The organism is Streptomyces sp. NPDC048415 (assembly GCF_040651675.1).
In the GTDB taxonomy this organism is placed as follows: Bacteria; Actinomycetota; Actinomycetes; order Streptomycetales; family Streptomycetaceae; genus Streptomyces.
On the sequence record NZ_JBEZKJ010000045.1, the window covers coordinates 1 to 17,617 of the forward strand.

Here is a 17,617-nt window from a genome sequence, read left to right on the forward strand (position 1 = left end):
CCCGACATACGCATGCGCTCGCGCGCCCCCGTCGGCCAAGCTGGTTGAGAAGCCCAGGGGGCCGGGAGTCACCTCGGCGCCCGCAGCCGGAGGTTCGTACACGCAGTCCTCCGACGCGACCTTGGAGCTGACGCTCCGCGCGGGGCGCGTCCCCGCGCTGACGGTGGACCGGCGCGTACTGCTCGGCCGCGACAGCGCGCTGTCCCTGCGGTTGGCCACCGACCGGCCGCCGACGGCGGGAGCCGCCCTTCCGGTGATCGCAACGCGCGCGCTGCGCGGCCAGTTCGGCGCCATCACCGTACTGGCGGACGGCTACCGGGCGGTGCCCGTGTACACGGCCGAGGGGCTGTCCGTACGGCTGTTCAGACGGTAGCCCCGTGGGGTGAAGGACCGGCGCCGCCGACCCTTCACCCGTGCCGTGCCGTGCCGGGTCAGGTCGGGTCGGGTCGGGTCGGGTCGGTGTCAGCGTCGACGCTTGTCGAGTACGGGACCGACACCGACGACGTCACCGGCCTCGCGGACGCCCTCGCGGACGTGCTGGAACCGCAGGGCGGCTGGTACGCCGACTTCACCGTCGATGACGAACGCGTCCTCGTCTTGGAGCGGCAAGGTCTTCCGCTGTCGGCGCGGCGACGAGGCGAGCCGCGCCGAAGCGATCGCGTACGGCCGGTCGGTCGGCACTCCCGAGCATCAGCTCGACTGGCAGGAGTGACACCGGCGCCGGATCACCTCTTGCGCCACTCCTCGGCCAGCAGCTCGTAGGAGCGCACCCGGTCCGCGTGGCCGTGCGTGATGGTCGTGATCAGCAACTCGTCGGCGCCGGTGGCCTCCTGGAGCTGTTCCAGCTGGTCGGCGACCCGGCCCGGGGAGCCGACGAACTGGGTGTCGAGCCGGTCCTGGACCAGCGCCCGGTCCGCGTCGGTCCAGACATGGGCGCGCGCCTCGTCCGGTGTGGGGAACTCGATCGCGCCCTCGGCCGTGCGGATGCTGCGGACCCACACGCCGTAACCGGTGGCGAGTTCGCGGGCGGTGTTGTCGTCCTCGGCGACGACGACATCGGCGGAGACACTGACATACGGCTTGTCGAGCACGTCGGAGGGCTGGAACGCGGCACGGTAGCCGTCCGCCGCCTCGAGCACCGTCCCCGGGCTGACGTGGTAGTTCGCCGCGAACCGCAGGCCGTTGCGGCCCGCGACCTCGGCGCTCTGGCCGCCGCTGCTGCCCAGGATCCACACCTCCACGTCGGCGCCCTCGCCCGGCACGGCGCGCGCCTCGACGCCCTCCGGGGAGCGGTACGTACCCGCCAGCAACGCCAGGATGTCGTCGATCTGCTCGCCGTAGTCCTGTGACTCGGCGTTCGGCAGCAGGAGCAGCCTGCGCTGGAGGGCGATGCGCGGTGAGCCGAGCAGGTGCTCGAAGGAGAAGCGCGGTGGGATGAGGAGACCATTGGGAGCACGACCGTCGACGACGGGCGTCGCGGTCGGGAGCGCGGCGGCCGGGCCGCCGGGCGGGCGGCCACCGGAGCGGCCGAGTCCCAGGTCGAGGCGCCCGGGGTGCAGCGCGTCGATCAGGCCGAACTCCTCGACCGTGGACAGGGCGGTGCGGTGACCGAGCTGTACGGCCCCGGAGCCGAGCCGGATCGTCGAGGTCGCGGAGGCGGTCAGGGCGAGGACGACCGCGGGTGAGGTGCCCGCCACGCCGGGGTTGAGGTGGTGTTCGGCGAACCAGTAGCGGGCGTACCCGAAGCGCTCGGCCTGCTGGGCCAGGTCGATGGAGTTGCGCAGCGCGTCGGCCGCCGTCGAGCCGGAGGAGACCGGGACCAGGTCGAGGACGCCGAGGGGGATGTCGGACATGTGCGGAGGGCTCCTCAGTGGTCGGCGGACACGGGCTCGGGTACGGGCGACGGGAGCACCGGTCCCCACGCGAACGGCGGGTCCGGAATCTCGCGCCGCAGCACCGGAGCGACGTCGGACTGGAAGAGTTCCAGGGATACACGGTGCTGACGCTCCGTCAATCCACCGGCGTCTGCGTGCAGATGCAGCACACTGTGCCCGAACTGCTCGTGGTAACGGTGCACCTTGTCGATGATCTGCTGCGGTGTGCCGATCAGTGCCGAACTGCGCTCGACGAAGTCCTCGACGGTCGTGAAGACCGGCTCCAGGCCGAGCCGCTTCTGGAAGGCGAGGTTGCCCTCGAAGATCGGCCGGTACGTGGCCAGGGCCTCTTGCGACGTCCGGGCCACGTACAGGCCCGCCGTGCCCGCGCCGACCGCGATGTCGGCCGGGTCGTGGCCGTAGTACTCCCAGCGGTCCCGGTAGTAGCGGATCAACTCGGCATATGGCTCTATGGGGTTGGTGACGTTCGCCGAGAAGAGCGGGTCGCCGTAGCGGGCGGCGAGGTCCACCGACTCCTTGCTCGTCGCACTGCCGTGCCAGACCCGGACCGGCTGCTGCAGGGGCCTGGGCCACACCTCCGCGTCCACCAGCTCGGGGCGGAAGCGCGTCGCCGCGGTCACCTTGTCCTGTCGCCACAGCTGCCGGAACACCTCGTAGCTCTCGGCGTTGCGGTCCCACTGGTCTTCGGGCGTGACGTGGAACAGCTCGCGCTGCGCGGCGCCGTTGCCCTTGCCGATGATGAGGTCAAGGCGGCCACCGGACAGCTGGTCCAGGGTCGCGTAGTCCTCGTACGCGCGCACCGGGTCGAGGAGGCTGAGCGTGGTGACGGCGGTGAACAGCCGGATCCGGGAGGTGAGCGCGGCGATGTGGCTGAGCACGACGGGCGGCGAGGAGGAGATGAACGGCCGCTCGTGCCGCTCCCCCACGCCGAAGCCGTCGAAGCCCAACTCCTCGGCCAGCAGCGCGCTGTCGAGCACCTCGCGGAAGCGCTCGTTGGTGGGCTTGTGCACCCCCGTCACGGGGTGCGGGGCGTGCACGATCAGGGTGATCGCGAGGAACTTCATGATGCGACCCGCTCGCCCGCGGCCTCGGCGTCGATGGGGGTCCCCCCGCTCGAGCGAAGCCGAGAGTGGGGGAGGGCGAGGCCGAGGTGGTCGCGCAGGGTGGTGCCCTCGTACTCCGTGCGGAACACGCCGCGCTCCTGAAGCAGCGGGACCACGGTGTCGGCGAAGCCGTCGAGACCGCCCGGAGTGATGTGCGGGACGAGGATGAACCCGTCGCTCGCGTCCGCCTGGACGAAGTCGTTGATGGTCTCGGCGACGGTGGTCGGGGAGCCGACGAAGGCCTGCCGGTTGCCGGTCTCGATGACCAGGTCGCGGATGGACCACTTGTTCGCCGCGGCGAGCTCTCGCCACTCCCGCGCGGTGGCCAGCGGGTCGCGGTACATCCGCACCTGGGCACGGCCGCGGGCGATGGTGTGCTCGCCGAGGTCCGGGTCGATCTCCGGGAGCGGGCCGTCCGGGTCGTAGGAGGACAGGTCACGGTTCCAGACGAACTCCAGGTGCTTGATCGCGGTCGCTCCGCTGACCTGCTGGCGGCGCACCTCACGGGACAGCTCCTCCGCCTCCGCGTCCGTGTCGCCGAGGACGAAGGTCGCGGCGGGCAGGATCAGCAGCTGGTCGCGGCCGCGGCCGTACTTGGCCAGGCGGCCCTTGACGTCCGTGTAGAAGGCCTGGCCTTCCTTGAGCGTGCTGTAGCGGCTGAAGATCGCGTCCGCGCTGGATGCGGCGAACTCGCGTCCCTCGTCGGAGTCGCCGGCCTGGAAGATGACCGGTCGGCCCTGGGGACTGCGCGGGACGTTGAACTGCCCCTCGATGTCGAAGTGCTGGCCCTGGTGCACGAAGGCCCCGGCCGTCGCGTCACGCAGGAAGGTGCCGCTCTCCTGGTCGGCGACGATCTCGTCCCCGTGCCAGGAGTCGAACAGCTCGTTGGCGGTGGACAGGAACTCCTTGGCCCGGGAGTAGCGCTCCTCCTGCGGGAGGAAGCCGCCGCGGCGGAAGTTCTCGCCGGTGAAGGCGTCCCAGGAGGTGACGACGTTCCAGGCGGCGCGCCCCGCGGAGAGATGGTCGAGGCTGGCGAACTGGCGAGCCACCTCGTAGGGCTCGTTGAAGGTGGAGTTGATGGTGCCGGTCAGACCGAGGTGTTCGGTGACGGCGGCGAGTGCGGTGAGGATCGTGAAGGTGTCGGGGCGACCGACCACGTCCAAGTCGTAGATCTTACCGCCCTGTTCGCGCAGGCGAAGCCCCTCGGCGAGGAAGAGGAAGTCGAACTTGGCGCGTTCGGCGGTCCGCGCGAAGTGTGCGAAGGAGCTGAACTCGATGTGACTGCCGGCCTCGGGGTCGCTCCACACGGTGGTGTTGTTGACGCCGGGGAAATGGGCGGCCAGATGGATCTGCTTGAGCGGCTTGCTCATGGTCGTGGGTCCTTCCGGCTCAGACAGTGGTGGTGGCGTAGCGGTTCACGGGGCGGGCGAGCCCCAGCAGCCCGCGCAGGGTGTCGGCCTCGTACTCCCGGCGGAAGGCGCCGCGGCGCTGGAGTTCGGGCACCAGGCCCCGGGTGATCGCCGGGAGGTCGTGGCCGGCGACGGCGGGACGCAGCCGGAAGCCGGACAGCCCTTCACCCGCCAACTCCTGGAGAAGGTCGGCCAGTTGGACGGGAGTGCCGGTGAAGATCCGCGCGTCGCTGGTGTACGGGTCACCGGCGAGGGAGTCGAGACGCTCCCGGCGGGCGGCGGCGGCGCCCGGATCGTCGTCCAGGAAGACGACCAGATCGCCGAAGAGGTGCAGCGGCTCCTCGGCACGCCCGGCCGCGTCCTGTTCGGCGCGGACGGCGCCGACGATGGCCCGTGCCTGCTCGGCGTCGTGCGGAGTGACGTATCCGATGTCGGCGGAGCGTCCCACCAGCCGGAACGGCGCGCCCGTGCCGGTCTCGTGGGCGAGGGCGCTGACCAGCGGCTGGCCCTGCGGCGGGCGGGGTGTGATGGAGGGGCCCTTGACGCTGAAGTGCTTGCCCTCGAAGTCGATGTAGTGCAGCTTGTCGCGGTCGATGAACCGGCCGGTGGCGACGTCCCGGATCTCGGCGTCGTCCTCCCAGCTGTCCCACAGCCGGCGCACGACCTCGATGGAGTCGGCGGCCTCGTCGAAGAGGTCGCGGGTCACATCCCGGACGTCCGGACTCTCCAGGTCCTCGATACGGAACGCGGGAAACTCGCGGCGGCCGAAGTGAGCGGCCTCGTTCCGGCGTGCCGACACCTGGACCCGCAGGCCCGCACGGCCGGCGCTCACATAGTCGAGGGTGGCGATCGCCTTCGATATGTGGAAGGGCTCCGTGTGGGTGGCCACCACGGTCGGTATCAGTCCTATGTGGCGGGTCAGCGGTGCGACGCGGGCGGCGATCAGGACGGCGTCGAGCTGTCCGCGCACCTGGTCCGTCCGCCCGTCCGGCTCGAGGAAGCGCGACGACTGGAGCCCGAGGGCGTCCTCGATGGTCACGAAGTCGAGGAGGCCGCGTTCGGCTTCCGTGATCAGGTCGGTCCAGTAGGAGGCGGTAAGCAGATCGCGGGGCCGAGCCACCGGCTCGCGCCATGCGGCCGGGTGCCAGCCCGCGCCGTCGAGGGCGACGGCGAGATGCAGGGAAGAGGGCAGGGAAGAGGGTGCTGAGGACACGAGGGGGTGCCTTCCTGATCGACCGTATGAGGAGCCGGCCCGTGAAGGAAAGGAGGGTACGGCTGCGAGGGCAACAGGTCAGGAGCAACAGAGCGCGCCGGCCACGCGCTGCAGGTCGATGTGCGGCCGGGAGTACAGGTGCACGCGGCGGCGAGGGGCGAGCTTCGCGACACGGAGGCGGGAAACCTGTCGCACGTGCGTCACCTCCGCCCTTCCGGCTCGGTGGACCAGAGGTCTCACCGGCCTCGTGCTCGCGAATCCCCGTACGGGCTTCGCATCGTCCTTGACGTTCACAACGGTACGGCTATGCCGTTTCTTCCTGGTGACCGCCCGGAGTCCGGACCAGCAGGAAATTCGAGCGGCGGCGCAGGGTGAAGCCGATCGACTCGTAGAGGCGGATCGCGCCGGTGTTGGCCGCGGAGGCGTGCAGGAAAGGCGTGTCTTGGCGGCCTCTGATGCCTGCCGCGACCGCGCGCACAAGTCGGGTGGCCAGGCCCCGGCCGCGGTGGTCCGGGTGGGTGCAGACGGCGCTGATCTCGGTCCAGCCGGGCGGCCGGAGCCGTTCACCGGCCATGGCGATCAGTTGTCCGCGGTGCCGGATGCCGAGGTAGGTGCCGAGCTCGATCGTGCGGGGCAGGAAGGGGCCGGGCTGGGTCAGGGCGATCAGCTCGAGGATCTCGGGGACGTCTTCGGGGCCGAGCCGCACCGCTTCCGGGTCGGGTTCGGCGCGCAGCGCGGTGTCGACGAGTTGTACGCCCTGGCCGCGTTCCACGGTTTCCCAGCCGTCGGGAGCGTTCTGCACCCCCGTCACGGGGGTGACGGTTCCCGGTCCGACGAGTGCGGCCAGGTCGTCCCAGGCGCGGGGGTCGGCCGGGTCGGCGAGGGCCGTGAACGGGGAGACGTCCAGGGGATAGCGGGCGGCGCTGCCGACGCGCTCGGCGAGCGGGGCGTGCGGACCGGTCAGCGCGGCCCAGGCGGCGTTGTCCAGGATGTGCGGTGCCGCCGGACTCTGCGGCGCGACGGCCCGCGGCAGTGGTGGGTGAGGCGGCCCGGGTGGTGAAGCCGGATGGACGCTGGTGGACATGGCGGTGTCGGATCTCCGTAACTCGTGGGTGGCCGAGGGCCCATGACCCCGCCCCCGGCGAGAGCCGTGGTGGCCTGTCGCGGCGGCGGAGTCCCCCGTATGGGCAGCCTGCCCGGGGCAGCTGATCAGGAGTTGTCGAGCGGCAGCCCGGGCGGGTTGATCCGGGAGGTGCTGACGGCCTCGTTGGAGAGGTTCCAGGCGGCGAGCCACTTGGCGTACTGGCCGTTCTCGATCAGGTAGTTGATCGCGTCGGCGACCGGCTTGGCCAACCCGCTGTCCTTCTTCGAGGTCGCCGCGATCAGACCCTGGAGGGTTTCGCCGGCGCCGGAGAACTTGCCCGCGTTACGGGTCGGGTTGGGGGTCTTCGCGACTTGGGTGATGTGGTAGGCGATGCCGGGGTTGGGCCCGAAGTAGGCGTCGATCTTCCCGCTGGACAGCGCCAGATGGACGCTGTTGTTGTCCTGGAAGTACTTGACGGTGAACTTCTTGCCTTCCTTCGCCAGCTTCGCCTTCCACTCCAGCAGGATCTTCTCCTGGTTGGTGCCCGCGCTCACCGAGACGGTCTTGCCGACCAGGTTCTTGTAGTCGCCGTCGAAGTTCCAGGTGCTCTTCTTCGGCACCTCGAAGGCGAGGTTGTCCTGCCGGTAGGAGGCGAACTCGTACTTCTTCTTGCGCTCCTCGGTGTCGGTGACGTTGGAGAAGGCGACATCGACCTTGCCGCTGTCGATGCCGACGAACAGGTTCTCCCAGGTCGAGTTCTTCACCTCGGGCTTGAGTCCGAGGACGGCGGCCACCAGCCGGCCGAGGTCGGGTTCGGCGCCGGTGAGGGTCTTCTGGTCCTGGCCCACGTACGCCAGTGGCGGGAATCCCGCGGGCAGGGCGCCGACGCCGACGACCAGCTTGCCGCTCTTGGTCACCGTCTTGGGCAGCTCGGCGCTGATGGACTTCACCTCGGAGACCTTGAGGCCGGTCTGCTGCGCGGCTCCGTTGGACAGCGCGCCCACGGTGACCGTTCCGGACGCCGCGCTGTCGGACTTGGTGGCCGCGTCGCTGTCGCCGCCGCACGCGGCGAGCCCGGTGGCGAGGGCGGCCACGGCGGCGGACGCGGTGAGGCCGCGAAGGAGTCTGCTGGGCTGACGGAGGGTGCGCATGGTTGTCCTTGTTCGGTGAGCGGTGAGGGTGTGGGGGACGCGATCCCGGGCGGGTCGCGGGCTGAGGGGGTAACCGGCCGGATCGGAGCACGGGGTGAGCGGCGGGATCAGAGCACCTTGCTCAGGAAGTCCCTGGTCCGTTCGTGTTCCGGGTGCTCCAACACCCGGGCGGGCGCCCCCTGTTCGACGATCCGGCCGCCGTCCATGAAGACGATCCGGTCCGCGACCTCGCGGGCGAAGCCGATCTCATGGGTGACGATGACGAGGGTTGCGCCGCTGGTGGCCAGGTCCTTGATGACGGCCAGCACCTCGCCGACCAGTTCGGGGTCGAGCGCGGAGGTGGGTTCGTCGAAGAGGATGACTCCGGGCCGAAGGGCGAGGGCACGTGCGATGGCCACCCGCTGCTGCTGGCCGCCCGACAACTGCCGTGGATAGGCGGCGGTCCTGTCGCCCAGGCCGACCCGGGCGAGCAGTTCGCGCGCCAGCTCCTGGGCCTCGGGCTTTTTCAGCCGGCCGGTCGCCACCGGGGCAGCGGCCACGTTGTCCAGCACGGTCAGGTGCGGGAAGAGGTTGAAGTTCTGGAAGACGAAGCCGATCCGGCTGCGCTGGGCCAGGATCGCCCGCTCGCTCAGCTCCTTGAGCCGCTCGCCGTGCCGGCGTACGCCGATCAGCTCGCCGTTCAGGCTGACATGACCGATCTCGGGCTTCTCCAGGTGGTTGATCACCCGCAAAAGCGTGGACTTGCCGGAACCGGACGGCCCGATGATCACTGTGACCTCTCCGGGCTGCACCTCCAACTCCACGCCGTCCAGCACCCGTTGGGTGCCGTACCACTTGTGTACCTCATGGACCTCGACCGCGGCCGGACGGATCCCGAGCGTCTCGGTGGTCATATCGCCGTCTCCCTTCGGACACGGGCCCGCAGGTCACGCAGCCCGGTGCGTACTTGTTGCCAGGGGGTCGGCGGCAGGGTGCGCAGCGCGCCCCGCGAGAAGTACCGCTCGACGTAGAACTGGGCGACGGACACGACGCTGGTGAGGATCAGGTACCAGACGGTGGCGACCAGCAGCAGCGGCACGATGTCGCCGGGGTAGGTACTGCCCATGCTCTGCACCGAGCCGAACAGGTCGAGCAGTGACACGTAGAAGACCAGCGAGGTGCCCTTGATCAGACCGATCAGCTGGTTGACGTAGTTCGGAGTGATGGACCGCAGGGCCTGCGGGAAGACGATCTTCGTGAACTGGTAACCCTTGGGCAGACCGAGCGCGGAGGCGGCCTCGTGCTGGCCCTGGTCGACGGAGAGGATGCCGCCGCGCACCACCTCGGAGGCGTACGCCGCCTCGTTCAGGCTCAGGCCGACGACCGCGACGACCATGTCGGTGGCGAGGCGGGACTCGTCGAAGCTGAAGAAGGCGGGGCCGAACGGCACTCCGAGGCTCAGCGTCTTGTAGAGCGCGCTGAAGTTGTAGAGGAACAGCAGGACCACGATCAGCGGCACCGAGCGGAACAGCCAGGTGTAGACCCAGCTGACGGCACGCAGCACCGGGCTGCGGGAGAGTCTGCCCAGCGCGAGCAGGATGCCGCCGAGCAGTCCCAACACGGCGCTGTACAAGGCCACTTCGAGGGTGATGAGCAGTCCGTCGAGGATCGTCGGCCGAAGGAACCAGTACCCGAAGCGATCCCACTGGTAGAACGGGTTGGACACGAGTCCGTGCCCGACCTGCGCGACCAGCACCAGCACGACGGCCGTGATGATCCAGCGACCGGGGCGCCGCAGCGGAAGAACGCGCTGCGCCGCCAACGGACGTGGTTCGGCGGGGGATTCGGAGCCAGGGCTCGCCTCCGCAGGGGGCGCTGATCCGGAGGACACAGCGATGCCGGGATGTTGACTCATGAAGGGGCTCCAGCGAATTCGGACACCCCGGACCGGGCAGGCGGCGGGACGGCACCGCTGAGCGCAAACGGCTCGGCGGGACGAGGCGCACGGCGGCGCACGGCGCGGGGGCTGGCGGGGAGGGTGAGCGAACACCGCGAAGCGGTGCACGTCAGGGATTCAGAGAACCGTCAGCCTTGACAGTGGGCGCGGCACGAGGCGGTACACAGCGCGCTGTTGACGCGGAGCAGGTCGACGCTGCGGTTCGCGCACAGCAGTACGCAGCGGGGCCGCCGTGCGGCCGTCCCCTGTGCTGCGTACATCGCCGTCACCGTCACTTTTCCGGCCGCTGGGGCCTCGCGCTTACCGAACATCATCCGGTCCGGTCGTCACCTGGGGCACCCCACCGCGATGCGAGGGTTGCCGGCCAGCGAGCCAGGGCTTGTCGCTGACACTCATGACCGATCTGCGGCGTAAGTTAGGCAGGTACCCAAAAGAATGTCAACGCTCAACGGCCCGGATGACCACCTGGTGAGACTGCGTCTCGCCGTCTTGACGGCCTCACCGGGCGCACCGACACTGGCGGGGACGGTCACGATTGTCAGCGCCGCTCGGGCGGGGTTCCCCTGCTCGTGCGGTCATCGGCCCCGGCCCGCTGGCAGGCAACCCTTCCACCGCGACGGGGTGCCCCGGGTGACGACCGGGTTCCGCCGGTGCGGCGGGACAAGCGTGGTCTCGCGTCTCGCGAGCCCCGAGTGTGAGACCGGTGGGAAGTTTGCCCAGGAACGGCTTGACGAGGCGCCTGCACATCGATCTGTCGCGTGTCTCCAGCGCCTACTAGTCCGCTCGACCCGGACCGGTACGAAGCGCAGTCACTCCGTTCCGCCGCGGTGCCCACAAGGCGGCCGTGGCCTTCGCATCCCCTGGAGAGTCATGCCCGAGACAATGTCGCACGCCTCGAACGCCGGCAGTTCCAGCACATGTACCCCAACTCCGTGCGCTTCCGGCTCACTTGACGCGATCCCCCGTCCGCGGGTCGCCGCGCCGTCCCTCCGCCCGCACCGTTTCCGCAGCCGTATCGGTATCGGTCTCGCCGGTGGCTTCTATCCGGCACCGCACCGCTATCAGCTGTACCTGTCCGCGGGCTGTCCGCTCTCGCTGCGCGTCTCGATCACTCTCGATCTGCTGGGCCTGAGGGACTCGGTCGCCACGAGCACCCTGGTGTGTCCCGCCGACACACCCGACACGCTCGCCTCCCTGCGCAGGGCCTACGAGGCCACGTGGCACCACTACGACGGTCCGCTGACGGCGCCCGCGCTGTGCGACCGGTGGAGCGGACGCGTCGTCAGCAATCACACGCCCGACATCCTGCGCGACCTCGCGGGTCTGCTGTCCGGCCGCGACGAGTCCTGCGTCCATTCGCTGCGTGCACCGGCCCTCGCCGCGGACATCGACGCCCTGCGTGACCTCCTCGAGCAGGACCTCGCCCCGACCGCTCGACCCGAGGACCGGTCGGCGGCGCTGGACCTGCTCGAGCGTCAACTTGCCTCAGCTCCCTATGTGTTGGGCAATGAACTGACCGCCGCGGACGTAGATCTGTGGGTGGCGCTCCTCCACCTCGACCCGGCCGACGCGCTGGCCCCGTACGCGAACCTCAGCCAGTACGTACGACGCCTCGACGCCCACCCGGCCTTCGCCCCGCATCGTGGATGAGCCGGCCGGGCATCCCTGACTGATGGAGCCGAGGGACGCCGGCCCGGCACAGGGGCCATGACCCTGTGCCGGTCGCCCGGCTTCGAACCCGGCGTCCGCTTCGAGTCCACCGATCTGCTGCCGCACACCCGGCTCATCGAACAGGGCCATGCCACCGCCCCCGCTTCCGGGGACTTCGGTTTGAATAAGAAGTCCGATGTCCTGAAGTGATGTCACACTCCAGTCCGCCGGCGCCCTCCTGGACACAGACATCACAGGAGGCCTCGTATGGACCGAGAGAAGGTTCGTTTCGCCAGCGGTGGCACGGAGTGTGCCGCCTGGCACTATCCGGGGACCAACGGCGTGTGCGTGATCATGGCCGGGGGCTTCACGGTGGCCAAGGAGCCGGGTACGGATCTGTTCGCGAGACGGTTCCATGATGCCGGGTTCGGCGTCCTCGCCTTCGACTACCGCGGTCTCGGGGAGAGCGGCGGGCTGCCGCGCCAAGTCCTCACTGTCAGGGGGCAATTGGATGACTGGCAGGCCGCGATCGCGTTCGCGGCGACCCTCCGGGGAGGCCGGTCCTGAGGCAGTCGGACATCCGCCGCGACGCCGTTCGCATGCTGCGCGCGGCAGGCGCCGACACCGATCTCCTGCTGGCCACGGCCGAGCGTCTGCCCGGCTTCACGCGCCCCACCCTCGTGGTCTGGGCCCGCGAGGACCGCGTCATGCCACCCGAGCACGGCCGACGCCTCGCCGAACTCCTCCCCCACGGACGACTGGTCGAGATCGCGGACAGCTACACGCTCATTCCCCTGGACCAGCCGAAGGAACTGGCCCGAGTCGTCCGCGAGTTCACATAGAGCGTCGGAGCGCACAGAGTGCACAGGGTGCACAGAACGTCAGAGCGCGGTGCGTGATTCGAGGTCGGCGCGGGTGTCGTCGCCGTAGACGCCCGTCTCGTCGCCCCGGATGCCGTACCAGAGTTGGAAGCGGGCCACGGCCTCGGACAGGGTGGCGTCGTAAGTGCCGCTGGTGCTGCCGTTGTCGTACACGTTCGGGATGCGCAGGAGCCGTTCCTGCAGTTCCGTCACCGCGGGGCCGCTGTCTCCCTCCCGGAGGGTGCCCGCGCGGTCCGGATCGGCGGCCCGGGAAGGGGCTTGCGCGGCGGGGGTTGTGGTCGGGCGAGCACCGCTCTGCGGTACGTCGCCCTTGTCGCCGCCGGGGAGCAGGAGCGCGAGTGCGAAGCCGACCAGTGCCGCCGCCGTCACCGCGACGACCACCGCGGCGCGCCGCAGACCGGCGCCACGACCGAATCCAGGCCCATGCCCCGGCCCCGGCCCCGAGCCGGGTCCGTGCCCGGGTATGGGCGGAAGCTCCTGGGTCTCGTCCTCCTCCGGCGGCGGCAGAAGCCGTGTCGTGGTCGCCGGGACCGCGACCGACTCATACCCGTCGTCGGGGTCGGCGGCTCCCCTCTCGTTCTCGCGTACCTGGCTCAGCAGTTCCGCCAGCGTCTCCGAGCGGCGGCGGCGCTGGACATGAGTGGGTTCGAGGGCCGGGCGCCTCTCGGGCTGCCCAGGGCCGTGCGGTATTGACACACCGCTCTCCTTCCGTGCGCGCGGTCTCCCGCCATCCCCGTGGAGTGATACGAGGGCGGGGGCCCGCGAGTTCAGTGATGCACGGCACTCCAGCAAACGATCGATATGCTCAATTCGGTAAGAGTAGTTGAGCGTTTGAGCGTCACCGTGCTAGAAACCGCCGTCATGACGACTCGTTGGTCACGCCGTGGCCTCCTGGCAGCGAGCAGCGGCGCCGCGCTCGCGCTCGGGGCGCACACCACCGCCGATGCCACTTCCCTCCCCTCCACCGAGATCACCGAGATCACCGAGGCCTCCGAGAGCTCCGAGGCCGCGGACGAGTTCGCGACCCTGCGGGCCACGTGGCGCACCCTGATCCTGGGCGAGGGATTCAGCCCCACCGCCGACCCCTTCAAGACCCGGCTCAGCGAACTGGGCACGACCGCCGCCCAGTTGCGGTCCGTGATGGCACCGGTGTCCGGCTCACTCTGGCCGGACCTGGTGTACGCCGACCCCGAGCCCGACACCGACCAGGAGTCGTACGGCTACTCGGCCAACATGAGCTCCAGCTTCAGCAGGCTCAGCACACTCGCCCAGGCCTACTCCCAGCAGGGCACCGGACTCACCGGCGACAGCGGACTGCGCGACGACATCCTCACCGGCCTCGATCACCTCTACTCCGAGGTCTACAACGAGAACCAGACCCGCTACGGCAACTGGTACAGCTGGCAGATCGGCGCGCCGCAGGCGCTGCTCGACGTGTGCGTGCTGATGTACGACCAGCTGGCCGCCACGCACATCACCAACTACCTCAACGCCGTCGACCATTTCGTACCCGACTCGGCGGTGTCCGCCTACAGCGGGACGAGCACGGGCGCCAACAGAGTCGACCTGTGCCGGGTGCTGGCGCTGCGCGGCGTCGTCGGGGCGAGCTCCGCGAAGCTCGCCCTGGCCCGCGACGCGCTCTCGCCGGTCTTCCCGTATGTCAGCAGCGGGGACGGGCTGTACACCGACGGCTCGTTCATCCAGCACACCACCGTCCCCTACACCGGTTCCTACGGTTCGGTGATGCTGGGCGGGCTCGGGATGCTCTTCGCGCTGCTCGCCGGGTCCAGCTGGGAAGTCACCGACGCCAACCGCCAGATCGTCTTCGACGCGGTGGAGAACGCCTGGGCGCCCTTCCTCCACAACGGTCTCGTCATGGACGGCGTGTCCGGGCGGGCGATCAGCCGGGGCCTGTCCGCGTCCGACGCCAAGCAGATCCAGCAGGACGACCATCTGCGCGGTCATCCGATCCTCGCCTCGATCGTGCTGCTCGGACAGGGGGCGAGCAGCACCGAGAACGCCCGGTGGCGCGGGCTGGTGAAGGGCTGGATACAGCGCGACTACTACAGCCCGCCCATGAGCGATCCCGCGCTGGGCCTGACAAGTCTGGCCCGGCTCCAGGGAGTTGTCGACGACACCAGCGTCTCCGCGATCGCCGAACCGACCGGGCACCGGCTGTTCACCAACATGTCCCGGGCCACGCATCGCCGCCCCGGCTGGGCCGCGTCCCTCAGCATGGCCGACCGGCGGATCACGTACTACGAGACGGGCAACGGCGAGAACCTGCACGGCTGGCACACCGGTTCCGGGATGCTCTACTGGTGGGGCGACACCTTCTGCAACGGCCAGTACAGCGACGCCTTCTGGCCCACCGTCGACCCGTACCGGCTGCCCGGCATCACCGCATCCCGCAAGGTGCTCGCGGACGCGGCGGGCGGCGACTGGGGCGCGTCCCTGCCGGACGTGAACTGGGTGGGCGGCGCGACGGACGGGCAGCGCGCCACGATCGGCCAGTACCTCAAGGGTTTGCAGAGCACGCTGCTGGCGAAGAAGGCGTGGTTCTGCCTGGACGACGCGATCGTGTGTCTCGGCGCGGGAATCAAGTGCACGGACGGTTCGGCCGTGGAGTCGACGGTGGAGAACCGCAACCTCGGGCCCACGGGCACCACGACCTTCACGGTGGACGGCACGGCGAAGCCCACCAGCTACCCCTGGTACGAGACGCTCACCGCCGCCAAGTGGGCGCACATCGGCGGCCACGGCGGCTACGTCTTCCCGGGTGGGGCGACCGTCAAGGCGCTGCGCGAGGCCCGTGACGGCAAGTGGAGCGACATCAACAAGGGCGGCGCCACGACCGTCCTGAACCGCAAGTACCTCACGATGTACGTCGATCACGGCACCGACCCGACGAACGCCTCGTACGCCTATCTGCTCATGCCCGGCGCGACGGCCGCCCAGACGCAGGCCCGTGCCGCCGCCACGAGCTGGCTGTCCGTCCTCGCCAACACGGACAGCCAGCAGGGCGTCAGCGTCCCGTCACTCGGCTTCACCGGGGTCACCTTCTGGTTCGGCGGCACCGTCGGCGATCTCACCGCGAGCAATCCGTGCTCCGTGATGATCAGCGAGAAGAGCGACGGCACCGCGGTCATCTGTGTCAGCGACCCGATGCGCATGCAGACCAGCCTCACCCTCACCTGGAACAAGGCGGTCTCCTGGGTGACTTCCAAGCCGTCCACCGTCACCTCCGCGACCACCGGCTCGTCCCTCACCCTCACGTTCGGCGACCTCAGCACCACCGCGGGCGTCACCCAGAAGATCACCGTCAAGCTCGGCTGAACAGGAAGGACGCATGAACGGCCGCCCGTCGAGTGTCCAGTGACGGTCGGCGGCACAGCCCAGCGACGCGAACACCTGTGCGGCGACGTCGACATGGCGGACCACCGAGGGCGCCACGCGGATGCCCGGGCCGGCAGCGATCAGCCAGGCGGTGCGCTCCCGCACGGAGCGGCCTCCGTGGCCGCCGGCGTCGACGTGGCCGTGGTCGGTGGCGACGAGGAACGTCCACTGTTCGTCGTCGTACGAGAGCCGGGAGCGTACGGCGTCCAGCAGGCGGCCCACGCGTGCGTCGGCCCGCAGCACCGCGGCGTCGTACGCGTCCCCGCAGCCGAGGACGTGCGCGGTCTCGTCGGGAGCGCCGAGGTAGACGAAGGACGCGTCCAGGTCGTCGCGGGCGAGGACGCCTGCCGCCTCCTCGGTGATCCGTTCGTCGCAGGTCTCCCAGGCCTCGGGGTTGTCCGCGGCCGGGGAGACATAGGCGGTCCTGGACGGCGCGCGGAAGAGGGGGCCGCCGTCGCGTACCTGCATGAGCGGCTGCCAGCCCGCCGCGACGAAGCTGCGGCGGCCGTCCCGCTGGGCGAGCCGGGTGGCGAAGTCGGGGAAGACATCGAGGCGGTGGCCGGTGAAGTCGTTGCTCCACACCCCGTGCTTGTCGACGCCCACTCCGGTGACGATCGTCGCCCAGCACGGGCCGGACATGGTGGGGGTGCGCTCGTCGACCTCGACCGGTGCGAGGAAGCCGTCGGCCGCCAGGGCGTCCAGGCGCGGGGTGGGCAGACGGCGCAGCGTGTCGAGGCGTACGCCGTCGATGCCGACGACCAGGACACGGTGGACGGCGTCGGACATGGGCGATCCCTTCGGCAGGACGGTCACGGAGGCTCCATACGGCGGTCGGGCTCCTGTTCAGGCCGAGCGGGTCAGCTCGTCGGGGCCGACTCCGTACGCGAAGGGGAGTCCGCGCGCGTAGCGCCGCACCTCGTCGACCGCCCAGTGCGTCATGCGGCCCAGCTCGTTGCCGAGGGAACCCGCGATATGCGGGGTGAGCAGCACGTTGGGCAGGCTGTAGAGCGGCGACGTGGCCGGTGGTACGTCCGGTTCGGTCACGTCTAGTACGGCGTGAATACGTCCGGAGACGAGACGCTCGGTCAGCGCGTCGGTGTCGACGAGCGAGCCGCGCGCCGTGTTGATGAGCGTGGCGCCGTCCCGCAGGAGCGCGAGCCTGCGCTTGTCGAACATGTGGCGCGTCTCAGGGAGTTGGGGGGCGTGGATGGACACCACATGGCTGCCTCCGGCGAGTGTGTCGAGGTCGACGAGTTCCACGCCCAGGGCTCGGGCCTCATCCCGGTCCACGTACGGGTCGTGGAGCAGGACATCGAGGTCGAGTGGGCGGAGCAGCTCCAGGACGCGGCGTCCGATGCGGGAGGCGCCGACGATGCCGACGGTGCGGTGGTAGTTGCCGTATCCCGTGAAGTACGGCAGCAGGGCCGGCTGTTCGCGTGAGTGGGCGTAGGCGCGGGCGATGTCCAGGACGCGCTTGTTCGCGAACAGGATCGCGGCGAGCGTGAACTCGGCGACCGGCAGTGCGTTGGCGGCGGCCGCGGAGGAGACGGCGATGCCGCGCTTCCACACGGACTCGGTGACGTGGTGCTTGATGGAACCGGCCGCGTGCACGACAGCGCGCAGGCGCGGCATACGACGCAGCGCCTCCTCCGTCAGCATCGGTGCGCCCCAGTGGGTGAACAGGACCTCGACGGCGGCCAGTTGGGCGGGCTCGACGGCGGCGAAGTCGGTGATGTGGGCCGAGATGTCCACGGTGGCGACGGACTGGAGGGGGTCGAGTGCGCCCTCGGCGATCAGTGAGCTGTGGACCTCGCAGCCCATGGCGAGGGCGGTCCGCGGGCGCAGGGACCCGGCCGACCGGTCGGAGCTGTTCAGGAGGGTGCCTTCCGGTACGAGCAT

At 70.0% G+C, this 17,617-nt stretch carries 16 protein-coding genes, 3 pseudogenes and 2 riboswitches; of the genes and pseudogenes, 6 read left to right on the forward strand and 13 right to left on the reverse strand.

Features of this window, described 5'->3' with window-relative positions:
* Nucleotides 1-373, forward strand: a pseudogene (locus tag AB0D27_RS26245) (hypothetical protein); the annotation flags it as partial.
* 89 nt (nt 374-462) lie between these two features.
* Here AB0D27_RS26245 and AB0D27_RS26250 read toward each other — a convergent pair.
* The 10 genes from AB0D27_RS26250 to AB0D27_RS26295 form a co-directional block, all read right to left on the reverse strand.
* Nucleotides 463-681: a hypothetical protein gene (locus tag AB0D27_RS26250; protein WP_362513380.1), complete on the reverse strand. Its 219-nt coding sequence runs from the start codon at nt 679-681 to the stop codon at nt 463-465.
* A gap of 44 nt (nt 682-725) precedes the next feature.
* On the reverse strand, nt 726-1,853 hold the full coding sequence (locus AB0D27_RS26255) for an LLM class flavin-dependent oxidoreductase (RefSeq protein ID WP_362513382.1): 1,128 nt from the start codon (nt 1,851-1,853) through the stop codon (nt 726-728).
* A 14-nt stretch (nt 1,854-1,867) separates the two neighbouring features.
* Nucleotides 1,868-2,959 (reverse strand): LLM class flavin-dependent oxidoreductase, encoded by a 1,092-nt coding sequence (locus AB0D27_RS26260; protein ID WP_362513385.1) that lies wholly within the window; start codon nt 2,957-2,959, stop codon nt 1,868-1,870.
* Nucleotides 2,956-4,368, reverse strand: coding sequence for an NtaA/DmoA family FMN-dependent monooxygenase (locus AB0D27_RS26265; RefSeq protein WP_362513388.1), 1,413 nt, complete (start codon nt 4,366-4,368; stop codon nt 2,956-2,958). Before AB0D27_RS26265 ends, AB0D27_RS26260 begins: the two co-directional genes overlap by 4 nt.
* A 19-nt stretch (nt 4,369-4,387) precedes the next feature.
* Nucleotides 4,388-5,620: an LLM class flavin-dependent oxidoreductase gene (locus AB0D27_RS26270; protein WP_362513391.1), complete on the reverse strand. Its 1,233-nt coding sequence runs from the start codon at nt 5,618-5,620 to the stop codon at nt 4,388-4,390.
* Between the two features lie 78 nt (nt 5,621-5,698).
* The gene (locus AB0D27_RS26275; RefSeq protein ID WP_362513393.1) at nt 5,699-5,815 is read right to left on the reverse strand and encodes a putative leader peptide; all 117 of its coding nucleotides are present in this window, start codon (nt 5,813-5,815) and stop codon (nt 5,699-5,701) included.
* A 109-nt stretch (nt 5,816-5,924) separates the two neighbouring features.
* Entirely contained in the window at nt 5,925-6,704 is a 780-nt protein-coding gene (locus AB0D27_RS26280; protein ID WP_362513396.1) for a GNAT family N-acetyltransferase, read from the reverse strand.
* Nucleotides 6,705-6,829: 125 nt separating this feature from the next.
* Nucleotides 6,830-7,855: an ABC transporter substrate-binding protein gene (locus AB0D27_RS26285; RefSeq protein ID WP_362513398.1), complete on the reverse strand. Its 1,026-nt coding sequence runs from the start codon at nt 7,853-7,855 to the stop codon at nt 6,830-6,832.
* 107 nt (nt 7,856-7,962) lie between these two features.
* Complete coding sequence (locus tag AB0D27_RS26290; RefSeq protein ID WP_362513401.1) at nt 7,963-8,748, reverse strand: amino acid ABC transporter ATP-binding protein; 786 nt, start codon at nt 8,746-8,748, stop codon at nt 7,963-7,965.
* The gene (locus AB0D27_RS26295; RefSeq protein ID WP_362513404.1) at nt 8,745-9,749 is read right to left on the reverse strand and encodes an amino acid ABC transporter permease; all 1,005 of its coding nucleotides are present in this window, start codon (nt 9,747-9,749) and stop codon (nt 8,745-8,747) included. The genes AB0D27_RS26290 and AB0D27_RS26295 overlap by 4 nt, the downstream gene beginning before the upstream one ends.
* Nucleotides 9,750-10,082: 333 nt before the next feature.
* Nucleotides 10,083-10,191: riboswitch (SAM riboswitch) on the reverse strand.
* Nucleotides 10,192-10,318: 127 nt separating this feature from the next.
* A riboswitch (SAM riboswitch) is annotated at nt 10,319-10,464 on the forward strand.
* A gap of 197 nt (nt 10,465-10,661) precedes the next feature.
* Here AB0D27_RS26295 and AB0D27_RS26300 point away from each other — a divergent pair.
* The 4 genes and pseudogenes from AB0D27_RS26300 to AB0D27_RS26315 all read left to right on the forward strand — a co-directional run.
* Nucleotides 10,662-11,441 (forward strand): glutathione S-transferase C-terminal domain-containing protein, encoded by a 780-nt coding sequence (locus AB0D27_RS26300; RefSeq protein WP_362513406.1) that lies wholly within the window; start codon nt 10,662-10,664, stop codon nt 11,439-11,441.
* Nucleotides 11,442-11,498: 57 nt separating this feature from the next.
* Complete coding sequence (locus AB0D27_RS26305; protein WP_362513409.1) at nt 11,499-11,651, forward strand: hypothetical protein; 153 nt, start codon at nt 11,499-11,501, stop codon at nt 11,649-11,651.
* Nucleotides 11,652-11,708: 57 nt separating this feature from the next.
* Nucleotides 11,709-12,008 carry a hypothetical protein gene (locus AB0D27_RS26310; RefSeq protein WP_362513412.1) on the forward strand — a complete coding sequence of 100 codons (300 nt, stop codon included), beginning with the start codon at nt 11,709-11,711 and terminating at the stop codon, nt 12,006-12,008.
* Nucleotides 12,009-12,067: 59 nt separating this feature from the next.
* Nucleotides 12,068-12,283, forward strand: a pseudogene (locus AB0D27_RS26315) (alpha/beta fold hydrolase); the annotation flags it as partial.
* 39 nt (nt 12,284-12,322) lie between these two features.
* Here the strand turns inward: AB0D27_RS26315 and AB0D27_RS26320 are convergent.
* Complete coding sequence (locus AB0D27_RS26320) at nt 12,323-13,018, reverse strand: peptidoglycan-binding domain-containing protein (protein ID WP_362513415.1); 696 nt, start codon at nt 13,016-13,018, stop codon at nt 12,323-12,325.
* A 165-nt stretch (nt 13,019-13,183) separates the two neighbouring features.
* On the opposite strand from AB0D27_RS26320, the gene AB0D27_RS26325 reads away from it, so the two are divergent.
* The gene (locus tag AB0D27_RS26325) at nt 13,184-15,658 is read left to right on the forward strand and encodes a polysaccharide lyase 8 family protein (protein WP_362513418.1); all 2,475 of its coding nucleotides are present in this window, start codon (nt 13,184-13,186) and stop codon (nt 15,656-15,658) included.
* A gap of 198 nt (nt 15,659-15,856) precedes the next feature.
* On the opposite strand, the pseudogene AB0D27_RS26330 reads toward AB0D27_RS26325, so the two are convergent.
* Nucleotides 15,857-16,504, reverse strand: a pseudogene (locus AB0D27_RS26330) (alkaline phosphatase family protein); the annotation flags it as partial.
* Between the two features lie 57 nt (nt 16,505-16,561).
* On the reverse strand, nt 16,562-17,617 hold the full coding sequence (locus AB0D27_RS26335; RefSeq protein ID WP_362513421.1) for a hydroxyacid dehydrogenase: 1,056 nt from the start codon (nt 17,615-17,617) through the stop codon (nt 16,562-16,564).

Bases quoted from the DNA above. Each gene is read 5' to 3' on its own strand.
- AB0D27_RS26295 (WP_362513404.1), bottom strand. From the start codon at position 9,749: ATGAGTCAACATCCCGGCATCGCTGTGTCCTCCGGATCAGCGCCCCCT.
- AB0D27_RS26325 (WP_362513418.1), top strand. From the start codon at position 13,184: ATGACGACTCGTTGGTCACGCCGTGGCCTCCTGGCAGCGAGCAGCGGC.
- AB0D27_RS26335 (WP_362513421.1), bottom strand. From the start codon at position 17,617: ATGCTCGTACCGGAAGGCACCCTCCTGAACAGCTCCGACCGGTCGGCC.
- AB0D27_RS26255 (WP_362513382.1), bottom strand. From the start codon at position 1,853: ATGTCCGACATCCCCCTCGGCGTCCTCGACCTGGTCCCGGTCTCCTCC.
- AB0D27_RS26300 (WP_362513406.1), top strand. From the start codon at position 10,662: ATGCCCGAGACAATGTCGCACGCCTCGAACGCCGGCAGTTCCAGCACA.
- AB0D27_RS26260 (WP_362513385.1), bottom strand. From the start codon at position 2,959: ATGAAGTTCCTCGCGATCACCCTGATCGTGCACGCCCCGCACCCCGTG.
- AB0D27_RS26280 (WP_362513396.1), bottom strand. From the start codon at position 6,704: ATGTCCACCAGCGTCCATCCGGCTTCACCACCCGGGCCGCCTCACCCA.
- AB0D27_RS26310 (WP_362513412.1), top strand. From the start codon at position 11,709: ATGGACCGAGAGAAGGTTCGTTTCGCCAGCGGTGGCACGGAGTGTGCC.
- AB0D27_RS26265 (WP_362513388.1), bottom strand. From the start codon at position 4,368: ATGAGCAAGCCGCTCAAGCAGATCCATCTGGCCGCCCATTTCCCCGGC.
- AB0D27_RS26305 (WP_362513409.1), top strand. From the start codon at position 11,499: ATGACCCTGTGCCGGTCGCCCGGCTTCGAACCCGGCGTCCGCTTCGAG.
- AB0D27_RS26290 (WP_362513401.1), bottom strand. From the start codon at position 8,748: ATGACCACCGAGACGCTCGGGATCCGTCCGGCCGCGGTCGAGGTCCAT.
- AB0D27_RS26285 (WP_362513398.1), bottom strand. From the start codon at position 7,855: ATGCGCACCCTCCGTCAGCCCAGCAGACTCCTTCGCGGCCTCACCGCG.